This is a genomic window from Halalkalicoccus paucihalophilus, from assembly GCF_001593955.1.
GTDB lineage: Archaea > Halobacteriota > Halobacteria > Halobacteriales > Halalkalicoccaceae > Halalkalicoccus > Halalkalicoccus paucihalophilus.
In genome coordinates, this window is sequence record NZ_LTAZ01000004.1 from 159,307 (window position 1) to 175,737 (window position 16,431).

A 16,431-nucleotide genomic window follows, 5' to 3' on the forward strand; every position below is an offset into this window, starting at 1 on the left:
GTTTTAGTATAATTTTTGGCAAAGGAAATAGAATCCATTCTAAACATCCTCTACTTATAACATTATCTGGGCGTTAAAGAAGTGGTGAGGAACACGATGAGTACCACCACACAGCCCTCCATTGCCCCGGAATCGAAGGAAGCCCGGCTTAAACAGTACCTTAATCAGCGTGCGGCCAACGGCGAACTCTATTTCAAGAGCAAGTTCATCGCCGACGACGTCGGCCTCTCCGCAAAAGAGATCGGCGCGTTGATGGTGAAACTCAGCGACACCGCAGAGGAGTTGGAGATCGAGAAGTGGTCGTACACGAGCGCGACAACGTGGCGTGTGACGCCGGTCGCGTGAGACAGGAGTGATCCCCGCTGGCGTTACCCTTCACCGTCGCTCCATCGAACCCTTATATTACCGGGAGACTAACCACGGGTGATGAGCGAGCCCCAGACGGGCCCCCCGGTCACGGACATCGAGGACGTGTTTTACGTCTACGAGACCGAGATCGACGGCGAGTCCCTCCAGTATTACGGCACGCCCCGGGTCTCCGGTCGCACCGTCATGCAGGAACTCTGGCCCGTATTCCGTGAACGGGGCTACGAGATCCGCCTGACGCGCGAATACGGCGAGTGGGTGTTGATCGCCGACCCCATCGACGTCGGTATCGACGGGATCCCCTGGACCAACGTCGTCCTGTTCTGTCTGACGGTCGCCTCGACGCTGTTTGCGGGGTCGATCTGGTATCACCTCGACCCCTTCTCGCCGGAGGTCCTCCACGCGTGGCCCTTCACGTTTGCGATCATGGGCGTGCTCGGGATCCACGAACTCGGCCACTACGTTCTGAGCCGGTATCATCGGGTCAGCGCCTCGCTCCCGTATTTCATCCCGATTCCGACCCTGATCGGGACGATGGGGGCGGTGATCAAGATGAAAGGCCAGATCCCGAGTCGGAAGGCGCTGTTCGATATCGGGGTCGCCGGCCCGCTCGCGGGGTTGGTCGCGACGGTCGTCGTCACCGTGATCGGATTGCACCTCCCGCCCGTGACCGCTCCCGCGAGTCTGGTCGGAGACCCGAACGCCGTCCAGATCGAACTCGGCTACCCGCCCCTGCTCGAAGCGCTCGCGTGGCTGGTCGATCAACCCCTCCGGTACGAGGACCCCGCGACGTCGGTCAACCCGGTCGTGATCGGCGGTTGGGTCGGGATGTTCGTCACCTTCCTGAATATGATCCCGGTCGGCCAACTCGACGGCGGCCACGTCCTGCGGGCGATCCTCGGTGAGGGATCCGATCGGATCGCCGCGTTCGTTCCAATGGTGCTTTTCTCCCTTGCGGCCTACCTCTACTACGTCCGCGGGATCCCCGGCGACGCCGCGTTCATCTGGGCGTTCTGGGGCGTTCTCGCGCTCGTGTTCTCCTTCGTCGGCTCCGCGACCCCGATCGACGACCGCGAACTCGGGGCGGGCCGGATCGCCATCGGCGTGCTCACCATCGCCCTCGGGCTGCTGTGTTTCACGCCGGTCCCGATCCAGGTCGTCGGCTGAGACGAGACGCGCTATCCGTGGGTGAACCCGCGGTCGGGAAGCGACTCGCCGTCCATCGCGACACCCCTCTCCGTGACCTCCCCGATCACCGTAATCGGCGTCGGTGAGGCGTCCCGCGCCACCGTCAGTTCGTCCTTGGGAACCGTACAAACGAGTTCGAAGTCCTCGCCGAAGAAGACGCTCATCTCGAAGGCCTCGTCCCTCCCGTCCGCGACCTCCCGGACCGCCCCGTCGATCGGAACTTCCTCGCTCTCGACCGAGAACCCACAACCGCTCGTCTCTGCGAGCTGGTGGAGCGACCGGGCCAGCCCGTCGCTCGAGTCCATCATCGCGCTCGCGTGTGGGGCGAGCGCGCGCCCAGCCGCGACGCGGGGCTCGAACCGGAAGAGTCGGTTGGCCCTCGCCGATTCGCCGCGCTCGAACAGTCGGAGTGCCGCCGCGCTGCGTCCCAGCGTGCCGGTGACACAGACCGCATCGCCCGGCCGTGCGCCCGAGCGGTAGACCGGGTTCCGGGAGCGACCGACGACGGTCGTCGCGACGGTGAACTCCTCGTGGGTGTCGAGGTCGCCCCCGACGTACGCCCCGCCGACCGCCTCGCAGACCTCGCTCGCGCCCGTGACGAACTCTCGGATTTCTTCCTCTCGGAACTCCGGAGCCGCGTAGACGGCGACTGCGGCCGTCGCCGCCGCGCCCATCGCCGCCACGTCCGAAAGCGACGCGCCCACGGCTCGCCAGCCCGCGGTGTAGCGTGTCGTTCCATCGGGGAAGTCCGTCGTTTCGTGGAGCATGTCCGTCGTGAGCACCAGATCTTCGATCACTGCGGCGTCGTCACCGGCGTGCGCGAGCGCCCCCGAGAGCATCTCCAAGGCGGTGCGTTCGTCCATACCCGTTTATCCGACGAGGGATGCAAAAACGGCCCGATCGAAACGGGACAACGATGCTTTTAAACACGACAGCGCCGAAATGCGGGCAATGACGACGCTCTACGACGTGCCGGCGGACGAACTCATCGAGGCGCTTTCCGATCGGCTCGCTGATCGCATCGACCAGCCCGACTGGGCCGCCTACGCGAAGACCGGTGCCAGCCGCGAACTCCCGCCCGAACGCGAGGACTTCTGGACGGTCCGTGCGGCGAGCCTCCTCCGACGGGTCGCCATCGACGGTCCCGTCGGCGTCGAGCGCCTCGCGACCCACTACGGGAGCGCAAAGCGCGGATCGAACCGCTATACGGTCGCCCCACCGAAACAGACCGACGGCAGCGATAACGTCATCCGGACGATCCTCCAGCAGCTCGAAGACGAGGGTCTCGTCTCCCAGCAGGGCGACGCCGGTCGGATCGCGACCGCCGAGGGTCGAAGTCTCCTCGATGAGGTCGCCGGTGAGGTCCTCTCCTCGCTCGCCGAGGACCGCCCCGAACTCGAACGCTACGCCTGATAGCTCCGTAATCGTTTTGTCGCCGGCGCGGGAACGAGTACGCATGAGCGAACGCCCCGACGACGACCGGCTGGAGGAGCTCCGACAGAAGAAACTCGAACAGCTTCAGGACCAACAGGAGGGCGGTGGCGGCGGGTCCGAGGAGGCCCAACAACAGGCCCAACAGCAGGCCGACGCCCAGAAGAAGGCGATGCTGCGCCAGCACCTGACCGACGGCGCGCGAAAGCGCCTCAACTCCGTGCGCATGAGCAAGCCCGACTTCGCCGAGCAGGTCGAACGTCAGGTCCTCTCGCTCGCTCAGAGCGGGCGGATCCAGGGCAAGATCGACGAGCAGAAGATGAAGGCACTGCTCCAGGAGCTCACTCCGGATCAGAAGAGCTTCGACATCAAGCGGCGCTGAGATGGACCTCGGGCTGTTGTACAGCGGCGGTAAGGACTCCTCGCTCGCGGCGCTGTTGCTCGATTCGTTCTACAGCGTGACCCTCGTCACCGCGACCTTCGGGATCACCGACGACTGGAAACACGCCCGGCGGTCGGCCGACTCGACCGGCTTCGAGTTTCGGACGCTCGACCTCGACCCCGCCGTCGCCGAGGAGGCCGTCGACCGCCTTCAGAACGACGGCTTTCCCAGACACGCGATCCAGCAGGTCCACACCCACGCCCTAGAGGAACTCGCGGGCGAGGACTTCTCGGCGATCGCCGACGGCACCCGCCGGGACGACCGGGTCCCCTCCGTCTCGCGGGCACAGGCACAGAGTTTGGAGGACCGCCATGAGGTAGACTACATCGCGCCCCTCTCGGGATTCGGCCGGAGGGCAGTCGACCGGCTCGTCGACGCACACCTCGCCGTCGAATCCGGCCCCAGCGAGTCGATCCCGCGGGCGGACTACGAGGCCGAACTCCGGGCACTGCTCGCCGAGCGTGCCGGTCGGGAGGCCGTTTTCGAGACGTTTCCGGACCACGAACAGACCTCAGTCACCGGCTTTCGATAACGAACCGTTCATTGTACGAAGCGGCGACCACCCGATATGAGCCTCGGTCTCGTCGCCAGCGTTCTCGCCGCCTTGCTGTGGGGGAGCTATCTCTTCGCGCTCAAACGCTTCTTTTCGAACTACTCTGCGAGCGTCATCATCGTCGTCGTTCACTCGATCGCCATCGCGTTCTATCTGCCGGTCGCGCTCGCGACCGTCCCGCGGGGTGCTGTCGGGGCGCTCGTCGCCGGTGGGCCGGGCCTTGCGACCATCGTCGTCACCAACTCGCTCGCGTTCATGGCGTTCATCCGGGCGATCGAGGCGGGCGAGATCTCCTACGTCGCGCCCATCAGCAAGATCGTCCCGGCGTTCGTCCTCCCCATCGAGATCGTCTTTCTCGGCGCGTATCTCACACCGATTCAGCTTTTCGGGGTGGCGCTCGTAACGCTCGCGGTCTACGTCGCGAACTTCACCGGGGGATCGCTTCTGGAGCCGATCAGATACGCCGCTCGTTCGCGGGCGGCGGGCTTTGCGCTCCTCAGTGCGGCGCTGTATGCCGTCGGCGACGTGGGTCGGCGGGTCACGCTACAGGAGCTCGCACTTCCCCCAGGACTTCTCGTTCTCGGGTTGCTTTCCGGGATGGCACTCGTCCTCTCGCCGCTTGCCGTCCGCACGTGGAATGGGATCGACGGGGACGCTCCGAAGTTCCTCGCGGCGGGCCTGCTGGTCGCGGTCGCAGAACACCTCACGGCGCTCGCGTTCTCGCTGGTCCCGGCGAGTGTCGCTTCGCCGATCATCAACACGCAGGCGGTCGTCGCCGTCGTGCTCGGCGGAGTGCTCCTCGACGAGCGGGCGTTCCGAACCCGGCTGATCGCGGCGGCCCTCGCGGTCTGTGGGGTGGGGCTGATCGCGCTGTGAACCGCGAGTGAGAGGATTGAAGCGCCCCTCCCTCCAACCCACGCGCATGTACGAGCGGATCAAGGGATTTCGTGACTTCTACCCCGAGGAGATGCGCGCGCGCCGCGCGGTGACCGACGAACTTGAGGACGTCGCCCGGCGCTACGGCTTCCGGGAGATCGGCACGCCCGCGCTGGAACGAACCCAACTCTACGTCGATAAGAGTGGCGAGGAGATCACCGACGAACTCTACAACTTCACCGATCAGGGCGGCCGTGACGTTGCGATGACGCCCGAACTCACCCCGACGGTGGCGCGGATGGTCGTCGCCAGACAGCAGGCGCTCCCGAAGCCGATCAAGTGGTTTTCTACGAGACCGTTCTGGCGCTACGAGCAGGTCCAGCAGGGCCGATTTCGGGAGTTCTACCAGACGAACGTCGATATCTTCGGTTCTTCGGAGCCGGAGGCCGACGCCGAGGTCCTCGCGTACTGTGCCGACGCCCTGACCGGGTTGGGGCTCGACGGCGAGGACTTCGAGTTCCGCGTCTCCCACCGCGACATATTGGGGGGCCTGCTCGAAGCCTTCGACAGCGAGGTCGAGGTCCGTGAGGCGATCCGTGCGGTCGACAAACGCGAGAAGATCGAGACGGGCGAGTACTACGGCCTGCTGACCGATGCCGGACTCGCCCGATCGCAGGCCGAGCAGTTCGACGCCCTGCTCTCGACGGACGACCTCTCCGAACTCGTCGAGTTTGCGGGTACCGACCGGGTCGAGGCGGCCGTCGAGAACCTCGAAAACGTTCTCGACGCGGCTGCGGACTTCGGCGCGCGTGACTACTGTACGATCTCGCTCGAGACCGCCCGCGGGCTCGACTACTACACGGGTGTGGTCTTCGAGTGCTTCGACTCGGCGGGCGACGTGAGCAGGTCGGTCTTCGGCGGCGGCCGCTACGACGACCTGATCGAGGGCTTCGGCGGCCAGCCGACGCCTGCGGTGGGGTTCGCCGTCGGCCACGAGACGCTCTCGCTCCTGTTGGATCGCGCCGACGCTCGCGCCGAGGGGGCCCTCGGTACCGACTACTACGTCCTCACGGTGGGCGACACCCGACCCGTGGCCGCCCGGATCGCCCGCGATCTGCGCGAGCGCGGGAACATGGTCGAGACCGACGTCTCGGGGCGGAGCTTCGGCGCACAGATGAACTACGCCGACTCGGTGGGTGCCGAGACGGTCGTGATCGTCGGCGAGCGCGACCTGGAATCCGGCGAGATCACGGTCAAGGACATGCACTCTGGGGAACAAACGACCGCGCCCGTCGAGTCGTTTCCCGATTCCGACCGGCCGACCTACGACGACCTCGCGTAGCCTCCGAGTACCGGGTCCGCCGAAGACTTCGACGACGTGATGACATGGCCGTCCGAGTGATCGGCTATGCGCGCGTTTCGTATCGCCTACGACGGTACTTCTTACCACGGTTTTCAGCGCCAGCCCGACGTCGAGACCGTCGAGGGGGCGCTGTTCCGTGCACTCGACCGGCTCGGCGTTTTTACGGGAGCGAAACCCGCCGGCTACGCCGCCGCCGGACGGACCGACAGGGGGGTGTCGGCGCTCGCCCAGACCGTCGGCTTCGAGGCCCCCGAGTGGCTCACGCCCGCCGCGTTCAACAGCGAACTCCCCGGCCATATCCGAGCGTGGGCGATGGCGGACGCCTCCTCGGACTTTCACACGCGATACGACGCCGAATCGCGAGAGTACACCTACTACCTCCACGCTCCGACGGCCGAGATCGGCCCGATCCGAGACGTCCTGTCGCGGCTCTCCGGCACCCACGATTTCCACAACCTCACGCCCGAGGACGGCCGAACGACGCGGGCGATTTTCGAGGCCCATGCCGTTCGCGAGGGGGAGTTCGTCGCCATCACGCTTCGGGCCGACAGCTTCCTCCAGCGACTGGTTCGTCGAATCGTCTCGCTGGTTTCGGAGGTCGCCGCCGGAACCAGCGGGCCCGATTTCGTTGGGCGAGTTCTCTCCGAGGAGCGTCTTTCGGGACCTGAGGGGGTCGCTTCTGCTCCACCGGAGCCGCTCGTGCTGACCGACGTGGAGTACGACCTCGCCTTCGAGATCGACGAGGAGGCCGCAGCGAGCGCCCGGGAGGTCTTCGGAACGACGCGGGTCGAACGCGAGACGGGCGCGCGGGTCGCCGGGCTGATCGAACGCGGCGTCGACGGGTAGCCACAAGGGCTATGGCGCCATCCTGACGTGGGTCCGCATGGCGGATTTCCGACGTATTTTGGGCGATTCGAGCGGGCAAACGGACACCGCGGTGACCCTCACTGCGGGGTCTATCGTCGCCGGGTTCGGCCTGAACGCGTTCGCGTTCGCAATGGGGTTCGGCTCCCTCGCCGTGTTGGTCGTCGGGACGGTCGTGGCTGCCGACCTGTTTTTCGCCGGCTGGTGGCTCGTCGTCAACGCGCTCGTCCTCGTCGTGCGGATCGCGCTGGCCGAAGGCCCCTACTCCCAGTGATCGGGCCAGACCTCCGCCGCGCGCATCCCGATCTCGGCGTCGCTCTCCCGTAGCTGCTCGCGGAGGTCGTCCTCGTCGACCCGGGGGACCTCACACCGGGCCAGTTCACGGACCAGCAACGCCGCCAGCATCGCGTGCTCGCGGAGGTTCCGCGGGTCGACCTTGTCGCGGGTATCGGCGTGAGTGTGCCCCCAGCCCCGGCCCCGCGCGCCGCCCGCGGGTCGCGCGCGCTCGCTGTGCAGTTGGAGGGCCGGGACGCCGCACTGGAGGAACGGCCAGTGGTCGCTGTAGGGGTGGGGATCACGCGAGAACGAAACCGGTTGGCCCCACTCCCCGCAGACGGTTTCGACGAGGTCCCCGATCCGCTCCGAGCCGTGGGTGTACGCCTTCAGGTTTCTAAATCGGCCCGCGCCGTCGACGTTGACGACGGCGCGAACCGAATCGAGCGAAAGGGAGTCGGCGAGCGCCTCCGCACCGATCAGCCCGACCTCCTCGCAGCCGACGCCCGCGACCCGGACCCGACAGTCAAGCTCCATCTCCGCGAGGATGCGGGCCGCACCAGCGACCACGGAGATCCCACAGGCGTTGTCGAGCGCGCCCTCCGCGATGTCGTGGGCGTCGTAGTGACCCACCAGAACGATCTCCTCGTCGCCTTCGCCGAGGTGTCCATGAACGTTCTGGCTCGTTCCCGTTTCCGTACTCGCCTCGACCGAGAGCTTCGCCCGCCCGCCCCGTTGGGCGTACTCCGTGAGCCACGCGCCCGTTTCCTTCGAGACGCCCACGCCCGGCGCGGCGGCCTCCCCGTTGAACCGGAGCGCTCCAGTGGGGGGCAACTGGCCGGGAATATGGTTGGCGAAGACGAACGCTTCGGCGCCCGCCGCGACCGCGTGGCCGAACTTCTCCATGCGGTGGACGAACCGTCCCTTCTCGGGCGGTGTCGTCGTGCTCGCGACGGCGATCTTTCCCGCGACGTCGGCATCCTCGATCTCCTCGGGCGTCCCGTAGCCGACGTCGACGAGCTCTCCCGATACCTCGCCCGCCGCCGAGTACGGCAGCGCGAGCGTCTCGAAGGAGCGCTCGACGGGGTCGGTGAGGGCGAACTCGGCGCGCCCGCGGTCCCATCGATTCATTCCGAACTCCTCGATCCCGATCCCGTCGACGCCACCGTCCTCGAAGCTCTCGGCGACGTACTCGGCGGCGCGGCGTTCGCCGGGGTGGCCCCCCATGCGCTCGGGGAGTTCGGTCAGCCGGGTCAGCAGCTCCCATGCAGCGTCGTCGTGCCACGCGCCGCCAAGCAGCGCGTCGATCTCCGTCATGATCGTCCGGTATCGCGCCCACGCCAAGGTCGTTGCGTTCCGTGTGGGTGAACCGCTAGTGTTTAGTCCGTACTGACACCTATCATGTGTAATGAGTTCGGTTCCCGAACGCGAGGAGATCGCCGAGGAGTACACGTGGGATCTCGAGAGTATCTACGCGAGCGACGACGACTGGGAGGACGCCTACGAGTCGCTCACCGAGCGAATCCCGGAGCTCGAAGCCTACGAGGGGCAGACGACCGACGACGGCGAGACGCTGTACGAGCTACTCACGCTCCGCGAGGACGTGATGCGTGACCTCTCGCAGGTCGCCGCCTACGCGCGCATGCGCCGCGACGAGGACACCCGCAATCAGGAGTACCAGGCGCTAACCGCCCGATCGCAGTCGCTTGCTTCGGAAACGTCGAGCGCCGCGAGCTTCATCGAGCCCGAACTGCAGGCGCTCTCGGAGGACGAACTCGACGCACTGATCGAGGAGGAACCCGCCTTGGAGGAGTACGCCCACTACTTCGACGACGTACTGCGGATGAAACCCCACACCCGCTCGGCGGAGATCGAGGGCCTCCTTGCCGAACTGGGCGAGGTCACCGGGGCGTCGGGCGAGATCTACAACATGCTCTCGAACGCGGATCTGGAGTTTCCCACCGTCGAGCGCGACGGCGAAGCCATCGAGATCACGCAGGCCAACTTCACGAAACTGCAGAAGCGTCGGGACAGGGAGTTCCGCCGTGAGGTCTACGAGGCCTTTTACGACACGTGGGATGATGTCAGAAACACGGTCGGCAGCGCGTACAAGAACAGCGTGAAAGCCGACGTGAAACTCGCCCGAGCGCGAAACTACGATACGGCCCGCGAGGCGGCGATGGACGGGCCGAACATCCCCGTCGAGGTCTACGACAACCTCGTCGAGACGGTTCACGACAATCTCGATACGCTCCATCGCCACAGCGAGTTGAAACGCGAGGCGCTCGGGGTAGAGGAACTACGGATGTGGGACCTCTACATGCCGGTCGCGGAGGGTGAAAGCCCAGACATCGCGTACGACGAGGCCGCAGAGTACGTCGTCGAGGCCGTCGCGCCGCTCGGAGAGGAGTACCAGTCCCGGGTCGCCGAGGGACTCGACTCGCGCTGGGTCGATGTCTACGAGAACGCCGGCAAGCAGGCGGGCGCGTACTCGGGTGGCACCTACGATACCCAACCGTTCATCCTGATGAACTATCAGGACGATATCCCCTCGATGTACACGCTGGCTCACGAACTCGGCCACTCGCTTCACTCGCAACTCACCAGCGAGCACCAGCCCTACGTCTACAGCGGCTACGAGATCTTCGTCGCCGAGGTCGCCTCCACCGTAAACGAGGCGCTTTTGACGCATCACCTGCTCGACACCGTCAAGGACGAACGGTTCCGCTTGCACGTATTGAACGAGTACCTCGAGCGCTTTCGCTCGACGCTGTATCGCCAGACGATGTTCGCGGAGTTCGAACACCGCGCCCACGAGATCGACGAGGACGGCGGTGCGCTCACCCCCGACGCGCTTGAGGAACTCTACGGCGAGCTGAAAAGCGACTTCTACGAGCCCGTGATCGTCGACGACCGGATCGCCCGCGAGTGGATGCGCATCCCCCACTTCTACCGAGCGTACTACGTCTACCAGTACGCGACGGGGATCAGCGCCGCAGTCGCGCTCGCCGAGCGGATCCTCGAAGCGGGCGAACCCGCGGCCGCGGACTACCGCGAGTTCCTCCGGTCGGGATCGACCGAGTATCCCCTCGAACTGCTCGAGATCGCGGGAATCGACATGCGCTCGCCCGAGCCGATCGCCGAGGCGCTTTCGGTGTACGACGAGTACCTCGACGAGATGGGATCGCTGTTGTAGGATCGGCCGACACCCAAAGGCACTTTTGACGCGCTTTCCTAGAGGGGACATCAATGGCCCATAGCCCCTCTGTTCCCGACCGGCCGCGCCTCGACCTCGACCCCGAGATGTCCGAGGGCGAACAGCTCGCCGCCCTGCGCGAACACTACACGGACATCGTCCGGATCAACGACCAGCTCGAGGAGCGAATCGAGGACGCGACGGACCGCCGCGAGACGCTCCACGAGCGCGTCGACGAACTCGAACGCGAGAACGGTGCGCTGAAGACCGCCTCGCTGTACGTCGCCACGGTCGAGGAGTTCACCGAGGACGGGGCGATCATCAAGCAACACGGAACCAACCAGGAGGTCGTGACCGAGATCGATCCCGCGCTCGCCGATGAGCTCTCGGCGGGCGATCGGGTCGCGGTCAACGACTCCTTCGGCGTCGAGACCGCCCTCGACGTCGAGACCGACGCCCGCGCACAGGCGATGACCGTCGAGGAGAGCCCCGCGGTCTCCTATTCGGATATCGGCGGGATCGACGAGCAGATCCGCGAGGTACGGGAGGCCGTCGAGGACCCGCTCAACTCTCCCGAGCAGTTCGAGGAGGTCGGGATCGAACCGCCGGGCGGCGTGCTCCTGTATGGACCGCCGGGCACGGGGAAAACGATGCTCGCGAAGGCCGTCGCCAACGAGACCGACGCGACCTTCATCAAGATGGCCGGTTCGGAGCTGGTTCAGAAATTCATCGGCGAGGGCTCGCGCCTCGTCCGCGATCTGTTCGAACTCGCGCGCGAACACGAACCCGCGATCGTCTTCATCGACGAGATCGACGCCATCGCCGCCACCCGCACGGAGTCGAAAACCTCCGGTGATGCGGAGGTCCAGCGCACGATGATGCAGCTGTTGAACGAGATGGACGGGTTCGACGAGCGCGGCGAGATCCGCATCATCGCGGCGACCAACCGCTTCGACATGCTCGATCGGGCCATCCTCCGACCCGGCCGGTTCGACCGCCTCATCGAGGTCCCCGAACCCGACGCGGCGGGACGAGAACGGATCCTCGAGATCCACACCGAGGAGATGAACGTCGCCGAGGACGTCGATTTCGAGGCCCTTTCGGAGGACACCGCCGGATTCAGCGGCGCGGAACTCGCGAGCCTCTGTACGGAGGCGGGGATGTTCGCGGTTCGCGACGACCGCACCGAGGTCCGGACCGGGGACTTCGAGGAGGCCCTCGAGAAGGTCGCGACCGACGCCGAGAACGACCCGCGATACTACGTCTACTAAACCGAACCCCCTTTGGTTCGCTCGGGCCGAGTGCGGACATGGAGATCCGTATCGTTCGGGGCAGTGCCACCGCCCCCACCGAGATGGCCTCGTACGACGCTGCCCTCGCCGAGGCTAACGTCCACAACTACAACCTCACGCATGTCTCCTCCGTCATCCCCGCCGACGCGAGCGTCGAGTTCGTCGATACGGCCCCCGATCTCGGATCCATCGGGGACGGTCTCACGGTGGTCGAGGCCCGCGCGACGAGCGCCGATCACCGTGTCAGCGCCGCCCTCGCGTGGGCGCAAAGCGAGGCGGGTCCCGGCCTCTTCTACGAGGCCGCCGGCGAGGAATCGCCCGCGGAATCGCGTGAACGCGTCGAAGACGGTATCGCTGCCGGGATGGACCTCCGGGGGTGGTCGGGAGGGGGCGTCGAGAGCGCCGTCACAGCTATCGAACCCGAAGAGGGGTTCGCGACGGCGCTGGTCCTCGCGGTCTACGGCGAGGGGCGTCCGATCCGATAGGCGCTCCATAACTATCAGTTCGTTTCGAGTTTCTCCGGTCGTTAAACGCAGAGAACTCCTCGGCGGCGTCGCCGGAGCGGGTGCGCTCGCTCTCAGCGGGTGTCTCGGGAGCGCCCGTGAGGCGTATCCGTGGCCGACGGTCGACGAGGAGGCGTTAGCGGGGTGGGACCGTCTCTACGAGCGAAGCGACGAGTACGGCGTCTCCTACTGGGGGATCGAGGCCCTCTCGGTCCACGAGCGGCGCTACTCGTACGAGTACACAGAACTGCGTGACTCGGTCGCCGGGTTGACCGGCAACGAGATCGACCGCAGCCTCGCGCGGTTCGTCGCCTCGCGCATGACGCTCGAAGGAATCGGCCGGCCGTTTGCCACCCCGGAGCGGCTCGTCGACGACGCCATGGAAGGGATCGAGTCCGAACTCCGCGAGGAGGGCCTCGAGTCGATCGAGCGCGTCGAGACGACCGACCCCCTCCCCGCGGTCGACGGCGAGATCGTCGAGTATCGCGGTGAGATCGGTATCCCGTCGTTCTCCCGCGAGGTCGACGCCTACGGCGTCTCGACGACGATCGAATCCGACGGCGACCCCCTCGACGCGGAGGGGGTGTTCGCGGTCTGGATGCCCGAAAACGACACCGCCTACGTCGCCGGCGGGGTCTACCCCGCCGAGGACGCCCTCGGGAGGTTCGTCCCCACCGCCGCGGGACTCGACATCGGGACCCTCCTCGGGCTCGAGACCGACCCCACGGAGCTTCGCGAGCGGATCGTCGCGCTCGTGGAGGCGACGGGATGAGGGGCCGACGGACTTTTGATGTGGGGGCGCCTATCGCGGGTGATTCCAGTTCATGAACGGAAATACGCCGTACGCCGGGTTGCCGGAGACGACGACCGCCGGTCAGCGCATGCCCGAGGAGGTGCCCGAACTCACGGCGGATCAACGCCGGACGCTCCGTGCCGATCTCTCGGCGATCACCCGTCGCGTCCGCGAGTACCTGCCCGACGAGTACGTCGTCGGGGCGGAAGTCAGTCAGGGTCAGGGCGGCCCCGAGGCGATGGTGGCGGTTCAGCCGCCGGTCGGCCACCCGATCAGCGCCGGCTTCCAGCCCGACCTCGAGAGCGATGAGTACATCACCGAGAACGACCGCGAGGAGGTTGCCCGCGGACTGGCCGCGAGCGCCGCCCTTCAGGTCAAACACGCGATCAGCGACGACGTCTCGCCGACCGCGCGGTAGTCCCGATTTCGACGGCGTTCGACCTCACTTCCCCCAGAAGGGGTCCCGGCGGCGCTGTTTGTCGAGGTACATCTGGAGGACTTCGCGCTCGTCGGCGGGGATGTCCTCGGTGAGTTCCTGTTCTAAGATCTTCGCGTGTTTCTCGGGGATTTCGATCCAGAGCTCGTCGCCCTCCTCGATCTGTCTGCCCACGGTCGGTCCGTCGATGGCGACGCTGACGCGCTTTCCCTGTCGGGCCTCGTCGACGTCGTCGCCCTGTTCTTGAATCCCCTTGATCCGTCCCACACGCGTGGGTTCGTTGCCCTCGAACTTCGCGACCTGCGCGTTGTTCCTGACCGTACCGCCCAACACTTCGACGCCCACGACGGCGGGGTCGTTCTGGCGGAACGTGTGGTCCATGAGCAGTTGGAACCGGCCCGGTCGCGTGATGTTCTCGAGGATCGTTTCCTGTTGAGCCCGTCGAGAATCCTCGACGAACGCGTCGTACTCCTCGACGAGCTGGTAGATCACGTCGTCGCGGAAGATCCGGACCTCGCTTTCGTCTGCGTGACGGCTCGCATCACCCAGTACGTCCACGTTGAACCCGAGGATCGTCCGGTGAACCGGTTCATCGGCGGTGCTCGCGACCGAGATGTCCCGCGGTGCGATATCGCCGACTTCCGCGCGCATGATCGGGATCTCGGCTTCGGCCAGCGCGTTGGCCATTGCCTCCAAGCTCCCGAGGGTGTCGGCCTTGACGACGACGCCCTCCTCTTCGGTACTCACTTCGACCTCCGCGAGTTCGGCTTCGACCTCCGCGATCACGTCGTCGATCTCGCGGTTTCGCACGACACGAACGGGCGCACCCGCCATCGCCTCCTCGAGGTCGGGCGCGGCGATCTTCAGGCCCGCCGCCGCACCCACCTCGTCGACACGGTCGAACCGACTTTCCGCTCTGATTTCGGCAAGCGGTCGGGGCTGGAGCAGCGCGCGGACGTCGGTGACGATCGGCTCGTGGGTCCCGCCGACGACGATGGTCTCGTCCTCCCGGATCGTGCCGTCGTACAGCACCACGTCGACGGTCGCCCCGAAGCCCTTCTCGTCTTTGACCTCCAACACCGTGCCCGCGCCGGGCCCCGAGACGTCGATCTGCATGGCGTCTTTCATATATCGCTGGGAGAGCCCCATCAACACGGTGAGCAGGTCCGGAACTCCCTCCCCGGTCTCGGCGCTGACGGGGACGACCCCGACGTTCTTCTGGAAGTCCTGCACCCGCCAGTAGAGGTCGGCGGAAAAGCCGTGATCAGAGAGCTCGCCGATGAGTTCGTAGAGGCGCTCGTCGAGTCGCGAGCGCGCCCGATCGCTCTGGGCGTCGTACGTTCCCTGGACGGGGCTGTTCTCCCGGGGATTCCAGCCCGGTACCGTATCAATCTTGTTGGCGGCGACGACGAACGGTGTCGAGGAGTCCTGAAGGATGTTGATCGCCTCGATAGTCTGGGGCTGGAAGCCGTCGGTGACGTCGACGACGAGGATCGCGATGTCGGCGAGCGCGCCCCCGCGTGACCGGAGGGTAGTAAAGGAGTGGTGGCCCGGCGTGTCGATGAAGAGCAACCCCGGAAGATCGAAGTCGTCGGGGTCGACGAGTCGGCCGGCGACCCGCGAGACGGTCTCTAAGGGGACGGCGGTCGCCCCGATGTGCTGGGTGATCGCGCCGGCTTCGCCCTCGATCACTGCCGAGCCGCGGATCTTATCGAGCAAGCTGGTCTTTCCGTGATCGACGTGTCCGAGAACGGCGACGATCGGTGTTCTGAGCCCCGACGATGACGTCCGTGTTGTATCTGTATCCGACATCCTACCACCCGAGAAGTTCGTGTTCTAGCCGAACGGGGCGCGGTAGTTAAGTCCATCGTAGCGAGCGAACCCCGAAAAATCGGCCCCGTGGCGTTTATTAGCGTCGGCTCTCTTCTGTGGGGTATGTCCCAAATACTGGCGGAGAACCTCTCCGGAAAGGCGGTCATGGGCGCGGACGGTGCCGAACTCGGAATGCTGTACAACATCACGATGGATATCAAAAGCGGCGAGCTCCACGACCTCGTCGTCACCCCGAACGACGACATCACCGCGGCGGATTTCGGCCTCGAACTCGACGACGAAAACCGCCTCAGACTGCCCGTTTCTCGGGTGCAGGCCGTCAAAGACTACATCGTCGTCCAGCGGTAAATGTACGTCCTCGACTCCTCGGCTTTTATCCACGAGTATCATACCACGAACCAAACGGCGAGCATCCCGCTCGTCAGGGAGGAACTGGAAGACGAGAGCGCCTACCGCTACGACGCGATGGAGGGTTCGGGGATGCATATCCACATCCCGACCGACGAAACGATCGATACGGTCAGGAGGGCAGCAGCCGAACTCGGCGACCTCGAGGAACTCTCCGATACCGACATCCGGTTGGTCGCGACCACGTTCGAACTCGACGGGACCCTCGTGACCGACGATTACGCGATGCAGAACGTCGCAGAGAAACTCAACGTCGACGTCGAGGTGATCGCCCGCGAGGGGATCACCGAACAGCGCCGCTGGACGTTCCAGTGTCAGGGCTGTGGTCGGGAGTTCGACGAGCAGCGCGACCGCTGTGAGATCTGTGGGAGCCCGCTCGCACGCAAGAACCCGAACTAGCGCGCGGCCGTCTCGCGCCGTTCGAGTCCGATCGTGACGAGTTGGTGGAGGACTTCCGTCTCGGTGAGTTCGTACTCCCGTGCGATGGCGTCGACTTCCGCCGCCAGTCGATCGTCACACACGAGGCTGTACCGCTGGGACATGGTTCATCCTACGACGGCAATAGATATAAATCTATGTCAGACTTCCAGAACATCTCTGCGCGGATTACATGT

19 protein-coding genes are annotated in these 16,431 nt (G+C 65.7%); 15 read left to right on the forward strand and 4 right to left on the reverse strand.

Going from position 1 to position 16,431, the window contains the following annotated elements:
- The first annotated feature begins 96 nt into the window (after positions 1 to 96).
- Entirely contained in the window at positions 97 to 345 is a 249-nt protein-coding gene (locus HAPAU_RS05925) for a DUF7123 family protein (protein ID WP_066380640.1), read from the forward strand.
- An 81-nt stretch (positions 346 to 426) separates the two neighbouring features.
- Entirely contained in the window at positions 427 to 1,533 is a 1,107-nt protein-coding gene (locus HAPAU_RS05930; protein WP_066380641.1) for a site-2 protease family protein, read from the forward strand.
- Between the two features lie 11 nt (positions 1,534 to 1,544).
- Here the strand turns inward: HAPAU_RS05930 and thiL are convergent, their stop codons facing one another.
- The gene (thiL, locus tag HAPAU_RS05935) at positions 1,545 to 2,417 is read right to left on the reverse strand and encodes a thiamine-phosphate kinase (RefSeq protein ID WP_066380642.1); all 873 of its coding nucleotides are present in this window, start codon (positions 2,415 to 2,417) and stop codon (positions 1,545 to 1,547) included.
- Between the two features lie 88 nt (positions 2,418 to 2,505).
- On the opposite strand from thiL, the gene HAPAU_RS05940 reads away from it, so the two are divergent.
- The 7 genes from HAPAU_RS05940 (at position 2,506) to HAPAU_RS05970 (ending at position 7,357) form a co-directional block, all read left to right on the forward strand.
- Positions 2,506 to 2,967: a 30S ribosomal protein S19e gene (locus HAPAU_RS05940; RefSeq protein WP_066380643.1), complete on the forward strand. Its 462-nt coding sequence runs from the start codon at positions 2,506 to 2,508 to the stop codon at positions 2,965 to 2,967.
- Between the two features lie 43 nt (positions 2,968 to 3,010).
- Positions 3,011 to 3,367, forward strand: coding sequence for a DNA-binding protein (locus HAPAU_RS05945; RefSeq protein WP_066380646.1), 357 nt, complete (start codon positions 3,011 to 3,013; stop codon positions 3,365 to 3,367).
- A 1-nt stretch (position 3,368) separates the two neighbouring features.
- The gene (locus tag HAPAU_RS05950) at positions 3,369 to 3,959 is read left to right on the forward strand and encodes a DUF7411 family protein (protein ID WP_066380648.1); all 591 of its coding nucleotides are present in this window, start codon (positions 3,369 to 3,371) and stop codon (positions 3,957 to 3,959) included.
- 36 nt (positions 3,960 to 3,995) lie between these two features.
- Positions 3,996 to 4,856 (forward strand): DMT family transporter, encoded by an 861-nt coding sequence (locus tag HAPAU_RS05955; RefSeq protein WP_066380651.1) that lies wholly within the window; start codon positions 3,996 to 3,998, stop codon positions 4,854 to 4,856.
- A 46-nt stretch (positions 4,857 to 4,902) separates the two neighbouring features.
- Positions 4,903 to 6,198 carry a histidine--tRNA ligase gene (gene hisS / locus HAPAU_RS05960; protein WP_066380654.1) on the forward strand — a complete coding sequence of 432 codons (1,296 nt, stop codon included), beginning with the start codon at positions 4,903 to 4,905 and terminating at the stop codon, positions 6,196 to 6,198.
- Between the two features lie 66 nt (positions 6,199 to 6,264).
- Entirely contained in the window at positions 6,265 to 7,065 is an 801-nt protein-coding gene (gene truA, locus HAPAU_RS05965; RefSeq protein WP_066380656.1) for a tRNA pseudouridine(38-40) synthase TruA, read from the forward strand.
- Positions 7,066 to 7,102: 37 nt separating this feature from the next.
- Positions 7,103 to 7,357 (forward strand): hypothetical protein, encoded by a 255-nt coding sequence (locus HAPAU_RS05970; RefSeq protein ID WP_066380658.1) that lies wholly within the window; start codon positions 7,103 to 7,105, stop codon positions 7,355 to 7,357.
- Here HAPAU_RS05970 and HAPAU_RS05975 read toward each other — a convergent pair.
- Entirely contained in the window at positions 7,345 to 8,673 is a 1,329-nt protein-coding gene (locus tag HAPAU_RS05975; protein ID WP_066380663.1) for a M28 family peptidase, read from the reverse strand. The genes HAPAU_RS05970 and HAPAU_RS05975 overlap by 13 nt on opposite strands.
- A gap of 91 nt (positions 8,674 to 8,764) precedes the next feature.
- Here HAPAU_RS05975 and pepF point away from each other — a divergent pair, with 91 nt between their 5' ends.
- From pepF to HAPAU_RS06000, 4 genes are all read left to right on the forward strand, one after another.
- Positions 8,765 to 10,552: an oligoendopeptidase F gene (pepF, locus tag HAPAU_RS05980; RefSeq protein WP_066380666.1), complete on the forward strand. Its 1,788-nt coding sequence runs from the start codon at positions 8,765 to 8,767 to the stop codon at positions 10,550 to 10,552.
- 53 nt (positions 10,553 to 10,605) lie between these two features.
- Complete coding sequence (pan2, locus tag HAPAU_RS05985; protein WP_066380669.1) at positions 10,606 to 11,823, forward strand: proteasome-activating nucleotidase Pan2; 1,218 nt, start codon at positions 10,606 to 10,608, stop codon at positions 11,821 to 11,823.
- 38 nt (positions 11,824 to 11,861) lie between these two features.
- Positions 11,862 to 12,329 (forward strand): pyruvoyl-dependent arginine decarboxylase, encoded by a 468-nt coding sequence (locus tag HAPAU_RS05990; RefSeq protein WP_066380670.1) that lies wholly within the window; start codon positions 11,862 to 11,864, stop codon positions 12,327 to 12,329.
- 842 nt (positions 12,330 to 13,171) lie between these two features.
- Complete coding sequence (locus HAPAU_RS06000) at positions 13,172 to 13,558, forward strand: DUF5811 family protein (protein WP_066380671.1); 387 nt, start codon at positions 13,172 to 13,174, stop codon at positions 13,556 to 13,558.
- 24 nt (positions 13,559 to 13,582) lie between these two features.
- On the opposite strand, the gene infB is transcribed toward HAPAU_RS06000, so the two are convergent.
- Positions 13,583 to 15,388, reverse strand: coding sequence for a translation initiation factor IF-2 (gene infB / locus HAPAU_RS06005; RefSeq protein WP_066380672.1), 1,806 nt, complete (start codon positions 15,386 to 15,388; stop codon positions 13,583 to 13,585).
- A gap of 123 nt (positions 15,389 to 15,511) precedes the next feature.
- Between infB and HAPAU_RS06010 the strand changes: the two genes are divergently transcribed.
- Positions 15,512 to 15,757, forward strand: coding sequence for a PRC-barrel domain-containing protein (locus tag HAPAU_RS06010; RefSeq protein WP_066380675.1), 246 nt, complete (start codon positions 15,512 to 15,514; stop codon positions 15,755 to 15,757).
- A complete protein-coding gene (locus HAPAU_RS06015; RefSeq protein WP_066380678.1) occupies positions 15,758 to 16,216 on the forward strand; it encodes an NOB1 family endonuclease in 459 nt (152 codons plus the stop codon).
- Here the strand turns inward: HAPAU_RS06015 and HAPAU_RS06020 are convergent.
- Positions 16,213 to 16,359, reverse strand: a complete 147-nt coding sequence (locus HAPAU_RS06020; RefSeq protein WP_066380680.1) for a CopG family transcriptional regulator — start codon at positions 16,357 to 16,359, stop codon at positions 16,213 to 16,215. The two genes, HAPAU_RS06015 and HAPAU_RS06020, sit on opposite strands and share 4 nt — an antisense overlap.
- Positions 16,360 to 16,431 lie beyond the last annotated feature (72 nt).

Coding starts and splice junctions, on each gene's coding strand:
- HAPAU_RS05950 (WP_066380648.1), top strand. CDS start 3,369: ATGGACCTCGGGCTGTTGTACAGCGGCGGTAAGGACTCCTCGCTCGCG.
- HAPAU_RS05925 (WP_066380640.1), top strand. CDS start 97: ATGAGTACCACCACACAGCCCTCCATTGCCCCGGAATCGAAGGAAGCC.
- HAPAU_RS06020 (WP_066380680.1), bottom strand. CDS start 16,359: ATGTCCCAGCGGTACAGCCTCGTGTGTGACGATCGACTGGCGGCGGAA.
- hisS (WP_066380654.1), top strand. CDS start 4,903: ATGTACGAGCGGATCAAGGGATTTCGTGACTTCTACCCCGAGGAGATG.
- HAPAU_RS05990 (WP_066380670.1), top strand. CDS start 11,862: ATGGAGATCCGTATCGTTCGGGGCAGTGCCACCGCCCCCACCGAGATG.
- HAPAU_RS05970 (WP_066380658.1), top strand. CDS start 7,103: ATGGCGGATTTCCGACGTATTTTGGGCGATTCGAGCGGGCAAACGGAC.
- pan2 (WP_066380669.1), top strand. CDS start 10,606: ATGGCCCATAGCCCCTCTGTTCCCGACCGGCCGCGCCTCGACCTCGAC.
- pepF (WP_066380666.1), top strand. CDS start 8,765: ATGAGTTCGGTTCCCGAACGCGAGGAGATCGCCGAGGAGTACACGTGG.
- HAPAU_RS05940 (WP_066380643.1), top strand. CDS start 2,506: ATGACGACGCTCTACGACGTGCCGGCGGACGAACTCATCGAGGCGCTT.
- HAPAU_RS05975 (WP_066380663.1), bottom strand. CDS start 8,673: ATGACGGAGATCGACGCGCTGCTTGGCGGCGCGTGGCACGACGACGCT.
- HAPAU_RS05945 (WP_066380646.1), top strand. CDS start 3,011: ATGAGCGAACGCCCCGACGACGACCGGCTGGAGGAGCTCCGACAGAAG.
- HAPAU_RS06000 (WP_066380671.1), top strand. CDS start 13,172: ATGAACGGAAATACGCCGTACGCCGGGTTGCCGGAGACGACGACCGCC.
- HAPAU_RS05955 (WP_066380651.1), top strand. CDS start 3,996: ATGAGCCTCGGTCTCGTCGCCAGCGTTCTCGCCGCCTTGCTGTGGGGG.
- HAPAU_RS05930 (WP_066380641.1), top strand. CDS start 427: ATGAGCGAGCCCCAGACGGGCCCCCCGGTCACGGACATCGAGGACGTG.
- thiL (WP_066380642.1), bottom strand. CDS start 2,417: ATGGACGAACGCACCGCCTTGGAGATGCTCTCGGGGGCGCTCGCGCAC.
- truA (WP_066380656.1), top strand. CDS start 6,265: ATGCGCGCGTTTCGTATCGCCTACGACGGTACTTCTTACCACGGTTTT.
- HAPAU_RS06015 (WP_066380678.1), top strand. CDS start 15,758: ATGTACGTCCTCGACTCCTCGGCTTTTATCCACGAGTATCATACCACG.
- infB (WP_066380672.1), bottom strand. CDS start 15,388: ATGTCGGATACAGATACAACACGGACGTCATCGTCGGGGCTCAGAACA.
- HAPAU_RS06010 (WP_066380675.1), top strand. CDS start 15,512: ATGTCCCAAATACTGGCGGAGAACCTCTCCGGAAAGGCGGTCATGGGC.